Source organism: Bacillus sp. MUM 116, assembly GCF_001866655.1.
In the GTDB taxonomy this organism is placed as follows: domain Bacteria; phylum Bacillota; class Bacilli; order Bacillales; family Cytobacillaceae; genus Neobacillus.
On the sequence record NZ_MLYR01000145.1, the window covers coordinates 1 to 6438 of the forward strand.

Annotated in this window: 9 protein-coding genes; 6 read left to right on the forward strand and 3 right to left on the reverse strand. The window is 35.2% G+C overall.

Features of this window, described 5'->3' with window-relative positions; genetic code table 11:
- The 6 genes from BIV60_RS30075 to BIV60_RS26135 form a co-directional block, all read left to right on the forward strand.
- Positions 1–204, forward strand: a 204-nt coding sequence (locus tag BIV60_RS30075) for a hypothetical protein (protein ID WP_218145959.1), incomplete at its 5' end; no start/stop codon positions are given.
- An 89-nt stretch (positions 205–293) separates the two neighbouring features.
- Entirely contained in the window at positions 294–1325 is a 1032-nt protein-coding gene (locus BIV60_RS26115) for an ABC transporter permease (RefSeq protein WP_071358618.1), read from the forward strand.
- A 1-nt stretch (position 1326) separates the two neighbouring features.
- Positions 1327–2013, forward strand: a complete 687-nt coding sequence (locus BIV60_RS26120) for an ABC transporter ATP-binding protein (RefSeq protein ID WP_071358619.1) — start codon at positions 1327–1329, stop codon at positions 2011–2013.
- An 828-nt stretch (positions 2014–2841) separates the two neighbouring features.
- A complete protein-coding gene (locus BIV60_RS26125) occupies positions 2842–3720 on the forward strand; it encodes a LysR family transcriptional regulator (RefSeq protein WP_071358620.1) in 879 nt (292 codons plus the stop codon).
- 109 nt (positions 3721–3829) lie between these two features.
- A complete protein-coding gene (locus BIV60_RS26130) occupies positions 3830–4225 on the forward strand; it encodes a CidA/LrgA family protein (RefSeq protein WP_071358621.1) in 396 nt (131 codons plus the stop codon).
- Positions 4201–4893: an LrgB family protein gene (locus BIV60_RS26135; protein ID WP_071358622.1), complete on the forward strand. Its 693-nt coding sequence runs from the start codon at positions 4201–4203 to the stop codon at positions 4891–4893. The genes BIV60_RS26130 and BIV60_RS26135 overlap by 25 nt, the downstream gene beginning before the upstream one ends.
- A 378-nt stretch (positions 4894–5271) precedes the next feature.
- Here the strand turns inward: BIV60_RS26135 and BIV60_RS26140 are convergent, their stop codons facing one another.
- From BIV60_RS26140 to BIV60_RS30080, 3 genes are all read right to left on the reverse strand, one after another.
- Complete coding sequence (locus BIV60_RS26140; RefSeq protein WP_071358623.1) at positions 5272–5481, reverse strand: hypothetical protein; 210 nt, start codon at positions 5479–5481, stop codon at positions 5272–5274.
- 138 nt (positions 5482–5619) lie between these two features.
- Positions 5620–5802: a hypothetical protein gene (locus tag BIV60_RS26145; RefSeq protein WP_071358624.1), complete on the reverse strand. Its 183-nt coding sequence runs from the start codon at positions 5800–5802 to the stop codon at positions 5620–5622.
- A gap of 453 nt (positions 5803–6255) precedes the next feature.
- Positions 6256–6438: hypothetical protein (locus tag BIV60_RS30080; RefSeq protein ID WP_218145960.1), on the reverse strand; the 183-nt coding region annotated here is incomplete at its 5' end.

Consider the following 6438-nt stretch of genomic DNA (forward strand, 5'->3'; position numbering starts at 1 on the left):
GCAAATGTTCTTACGAAAAGATGCCACGAAGCATCAGTTATATGGGTTGATGAACTTATACGCAAAACAACAATCTTTGCGAAAATAGTTTTGTTTTTTCTTCTATTTATAACGGTTTTTATCATTTTGGCTCTGTTAAGCTTCCTTGTTGATTTCCGCTCCAAACAAAAGAGTGCAGAATATCAAAATGCAGCTTTAACATAGCCATCATTATAAATGTAATTTCATGTTCATCTTCCGTTCACATACCGATAGTAAACTAAGCCTGTAACAAAGAGATAGGAGGAATTAAGATGAATATTGCTTGGAAAGAAATTAAGAAAAATAAAGTAAGGTTTTTGATTTTAGGTTCAATCGTATTTCTTGTTAGTTTATTAACATTTATTATATCTGGTCTGGCAAATGGGTTATCTCAAGATAATGCTGCATTAATTAAAGATTTACCAAAAGGACAATTTTATATGTCGAAAGATGCAAACCAAACCTATAATATGTCAAGAATAGATAAGAGTGCTCAAGATAAAGTTTTAAGTAAACATAAAGATGCTTTTGCATTTTCCATTCAAATGGGATTTTTGAATGATCGTGCTGGTAAGCAACAAAGCGTCGCTTTTGTTACATCGACTGATTCTAAATGGTTTAAAAATGTTAAAAAAGGGGAAATCGTACTAGATCGATCTATGAAAGATAAAGGTATAAAAATTGGAGATACCTTAACGAATAATCTGTACAATGGGAAGTTTATTGTAAAAGGTTTTGTGGACAATAGTAAATTCAGCCATGCACCTGTCGCTTATATCAATATGGACGACTATAAAGGAATTTACCGGGTCAATGAAATGCAATTGATTTACGTACCAGGTGGAAATTCAACACATGTCGCCGGTTTACAATCTTTTTCGATTAATGAGTTCCTTAATACTATGCCAAGCTATAAAGCAGAACAGATGTCTCTCAACATGATTATTTGGTTTTTAGTTGTCATTAGCGGAATGTTGTTTGCTATCTTTTTCTACATGATGAACGTTCAAAAAATTGGTTTATACGGTATTCTCAAAGCCATCGGTGTAAAAACAAGTACCTTGTTCAAAATGATTTGGATGCAAATGGTCGTTATTACCGTTATTGCTCTTTCGTTATCAATTGCACTTAGTCAAATGTTTAATATGATTGCACCTAAAGGAATGCCTTTTAGTTTAACTCCTGTAACAACTGTACAATTAACAATCGTCTTCTTAATTATTGGATTTATTGGATCTACGCTTTCAGGTTTACAGATTAAAAAAATCGAACCATTACAAGCAATTCAACAAGGAGAGGTTTAATATGGCAATACTTACTATAGATGAAATTAGAAAAACGTTTACGAATGGTGAAGTGAAGGAAGAAATACTAAAAGGAATTAATCTTTCCCTTAGAGAAGGAGAAATAACAGCATTAGTAGGTGCCTCAGGCTCCGGTAAAAGTACACTTCTTACAATAGCGGCAGGACTTCAATCCGCATCAGATGGACAAATAGTATTCGAAGGGCAAGATTTGATTAATATGAGTTCAGAGCAAGTTCGGAAAATACGTGCAAGTAAATTTGGTTTCGTCTTTCAATTTGCGCACCTCGTTCCTTTTCTCACCGTAGAAGAGCAACTGATGCTAATGCTGGATGTATCTGAAACGAAACTAAAGAAAAAAGAACAAAAAAAAGAAATTGATAAAATTCTAAAATTAGTTGAAATGGACCATCGTAAAAATGCGTATCCATCTTCATTATCTGGCGGGGAAAAGCAGCGTGTTGCCATTGCTCGTGCCATTATCCATCAGCCAAAAGTTCTCTTTGCTGATGAACCAACAGCAAGTTTAGATTCAAAAAGGTCTAAAGATGTGATGACGTTAATCCGAAATTTAACGAAAACGCTAAATATTACAACTTTAATGGTTACACATGATGAAGAAATGCTTTCTTTTGCTGACTCAATCATTAAAATGAGCGATGGACAGGTTTTGCAAAATGCAGTTTAAATTCTATTTATTGACTAAGCAGTAAGCTACAATAATAAAGGCTATTTTCGCAAAGATTGTTGTTTTTCGTATAAGTTCATCAACCTGTATAACTAGATGCTTCCTGGCATCTTTTCGTAAGAGCATTTGCGAAAATTGCCTACAAACTTTGTTAATCCAATTTATTTAGCCACAAAAGCAACATAGTTTACGAAAAGAGCCTTATTCAAAAAGAAAGATTGTGAAATATTGTACTTAAACTATCTGGTGCTAGAGTTTAACTAAGAGTCGTAGCTGCGGCTCTTTTTCTTGTTCCACTAAAGGGGCAGTTGAAGAGAATTCTTTAACTTGTATTCAGCAATCGGGCCATTTAATTGAATAAAACATCGAAGCCTAATTTCTATTTTAAAAAGAAAATTAGGCTTCTTTTCGGGTGGTGACAGCTTCGCTGTACTACCCAGGGTAACTACCCCAATAGAAAAAAAAAAGCCGCTGTTTGGAAACGTCGCTTTGGTAAAAGAAACAGTTAAGTGACAGAAACAAGGGAGAAAAAATGAGCATAAATTAGGAAATATTAAATGTAAAAAAGGGACAAGACCATTGTATAACCATGATGTCTTTTTTTCGTTCGTAATCAAAAAGGAACTATAAAATTTTTAAATATATTCGAGGTTATTACATGCGTGCAAAGCTTGTGGGTCAGGCGCCTTGATATACTTCTCCACCATATTCCCAATTATGTATAAACGAACACGATAAAATATAATGAATTAGAAGGTTTAAATAAAAATATGAAACCTTTAAGTATGGTGGGAAGGAATTATTATTATAGTACCGGGGAGTTTTAAAATGGATATTCAACATCTTAAATATTTTGTAGAAGTAGCCAAACAAAAGAATTTTACGAAGGCATCTGAGAGCCTGCATGTATCTCAGCCTTCCATCAGTAAGATGATAAAAAGCCTGGAAGTGGAGCTTCAAGTGACGTTGCTAGATCGTTCGGAGAGAAAAGTGGAGATGACAGATGCGGGGAAGATTGTTTATGATCAAGCATTGAAAATTTTGCAGATGATAGAAGATACCCATTCTTCTTTAAACGAAGTCGTTCATGTAAAAAAGGGAACCATCAAAATGGGATTAATGCCGACTTTGGGAGTGATGTTATTTCCGAACGTGCTTGCCGGTTTTAAAAAGAGTTATCCGCAAATTGATATGCAAATGGTCGAATTTAGCGGGAAACAATTAGAACGAAAGGTAGTACAAGGGGAAGTGGATGTGGGTATTACCGTATTACCAGTTGACTCTGAAGTGTTTGGATCCATCCCCTTATTAAAAGAAGAGCTAGTTGTCATTGTTGACAGGGATCATTGGCTGTCGGAAAGAAAATCAGTATTTTTATCCGATTTAAAGGAAGAAGCCTTTATTCTTTTTACCGAGGAATATGTTCTGCATGATGTGGTAATGAAGGCCTGTTTGCAATCGGGATTTGAACCTAATTTAGTCTACAAAAGTTCCTTATGGGATATCGTTGGAGAGATGGTAGCGGCACAATTTGGGATATCTATCGTTCCTAAATCGGTAGCAAACCGATTTAAGGATCAGGTTTCTATTGTTGCTATTACTTCACCTCAGGTTGATTGGGAATTGGCATTGATTTATAAAAAGAATAAGTATCTTTCCTATGCAGTTCGGGAGTTCATTACTTATATTCAGGAAGGAAAACCCTAACTATAACTTCATAGAATAGTTTTGATGACTTTTATATATTTTACGAATCGGTGATTCTCCAAGTAGAATGATCTATGTTACATCTTGTTCTATTTCGGAGGTGTTGCTCTTGAAAAAGGGCTTAATGATTTTATTGCAAATTGGGGTTATTATTGTGTTTACTTGGATTGGTAAATATATTGTCTCTCTTCTTCATGTACCTATTCCAGGAAGTATTATTGGGATGATTTTATTATTCTTCGGTCTTCATTCAGGCTTGATTAAATTAAATTGGGTGCAAGCGGGGGCTACGCTTATTATTTCCGAGATGATGTTATTTTTCATACCGGCAGTCGTTGGATTTATGCAATATTCATGGATATTTGGCATCAAAGGCCTAAGTATTTTATTCATTGTTGTTAGTGGTACAGCACTTATGATGATAACAACAGGTGTCATCTCCGAAAGGATCCTAGAAAGAAAAGGCGGTGAAGCAAGGAGATGGTTACCAAGATTTTTTATGTAATTATTACTGTCCTTTTTTATTTTTTTGCTAAAAAGATCAATCAGAAAAAGCCAGGATTGTTATTTTCACCAATCATTCTTACTCCTGTTATGCTCATTGTTCTCCTTTTGATAATGGATATACCATACAAAGAATATGCAAATGGCACTTTTCCACTAAATGAATTGTTAGATGTTGTAACCGTTGCATTAGCCATTCCATTGTATCGAAACTGGTCGTTTCTGGCGAAAAATTGGCGCGTGATTGTATGTAGTCTTGCCGCCGGCTCCTTGATTGCTGTTGTTTCGGGCATTTTATGTACCTATCTGCTTGCAATGGGGAAGGATTATATGCTCAGTATTATTCCTCGCATTGTCACCATTCCAATTGCTGTCAGTTTGTCTGAATCCATTGGAGGGACTCCTGCCATAACTGTTCTTTTTAGTATGTTGACATGCTTTGTAGGTGTCTTCATAGGACCAGCTATAATGAAGCACTTTTCCATTAAGAATCCATTGTCCATCGGCATGATGTATGGTTTGGGTGCACAGGCACTTGGGACGGCAAAAGCGTTTCAAATCGGGGAAAAAGAGGGAACAACCTCCAGTGTATCCTACATTCTGACTGCCATCCTTACAGTCATCTGGGCATTAATCCTAACACCTTTTATCCATACTTTGAACGTGTAGGAAAATGGGTGCCACCCCGTACATTAATATAATGTGTTATTGCATTAAAGGGCGCGATTATTGAATAAGCGGCTCTTTTCTTCTTCAACTACCATGGAAGAACGGGGTAAAATTCCATCCTATGTGGTGCAGCCATGCTGCATGGGTGGCTAACGGGTAGCAAGAGTTGAACAACGGGGATTGCTGCGGCGATCCTTTTTCTTATTCGACTAACGAAGCGGGTTAATTTAAGAAAATAGATGCCCAAGGGATTTATTGGCTCTATGGGTTATGAAGGTTCACAATTTCTAAAATCTCATAAAAATTCTATGCCCATCTTGGCTTACTGTATAGCTTGAAGAATCCTATGGTGAATCACTCCATTAAAAAAGCATCCGATTATTCGGATGCATACTTAATTATTCCATGTAAGTAAACTGAGTATTCTCTCTGTACATATTCTCTTATTTTAATTCTTTTTTCTGTTTCTAATACTCTAACCAATTCTTGAATCTTTTTTTCATTTTCTTTTGTAGTAGGAATCTCTAATGAAAACAAATTACCTCGACTACTATTTAGTAATTTTTTTAATAACTCAACTTTATTCATTGGATAATCCCCTTTATCTACTATATTCAACATAAAGGCGATTTTTTCCTTGGAACATCTTATATTGTTTCATGTTTTACCTACTTTCCACTAAAAAAATCTGATTACTGGTACTATGACAGGAATGGGGTAGCTTTTTTATTTTTTTTTATACCTACCTTCTACCAATCTAATCATATCACGCCCTGATATCTTTTCTGTTTCATGATAACCTTCTTCATCACGCAAACTCAAGTACCAGCTGCTATCTTTATCTTCATTTAACCTATATAACTTATTGGTAAAAACATTTATATAAAAATCTCCATTTCTTAGCCTCATACTATCCCCCTCTCAAATGTATATAACCTGTATTATGCCCAGGATACTAACCTGATAGCCATTAGGCATATACAGGGGAAAGAGGTGAAAATCAGCGGTAGGGACAGAGCATGGATAGTTGTATAAACGGAAATTTGAGTTGCCTTAAAACTTGAAAATAGTATTCGACATTGTACGCTTAACGTTGTAAATCCGCATTTTCCTGACGGTACCCCGTTAATGGATCAATGATGGGGGGAGCGATTAAATTCAAATCGGAAAACGATGGGAACGATGTACAAATGATTATTGTAGAATTAAAAAACTTGTTGCAAGTGAACACAGACGGTGTTACAATAACAAAGCTGCTCTTTAAAAGAGTGGATAAGCAAATAATTAGAAAAAACTTTCTCTTGATTTATCATGCACAACGTGGTATTCTGTGAGAGTCGCTTTTAAAAGGGAGCGCGGAAGTCAATCATAATTAAAAAAATTAATGATTGATAGAATATAAGGAATGTGATAGAATGATATTCCTGTAACTTTTTGTGAGTGATATTGTTCTTTGAAAACTAAACAAACAAAAACGTCAACAAACAATAATAATCGTGTTTCTTCTATTATATAGAGAACACGAGCCAACGTAAATTTTCGAGC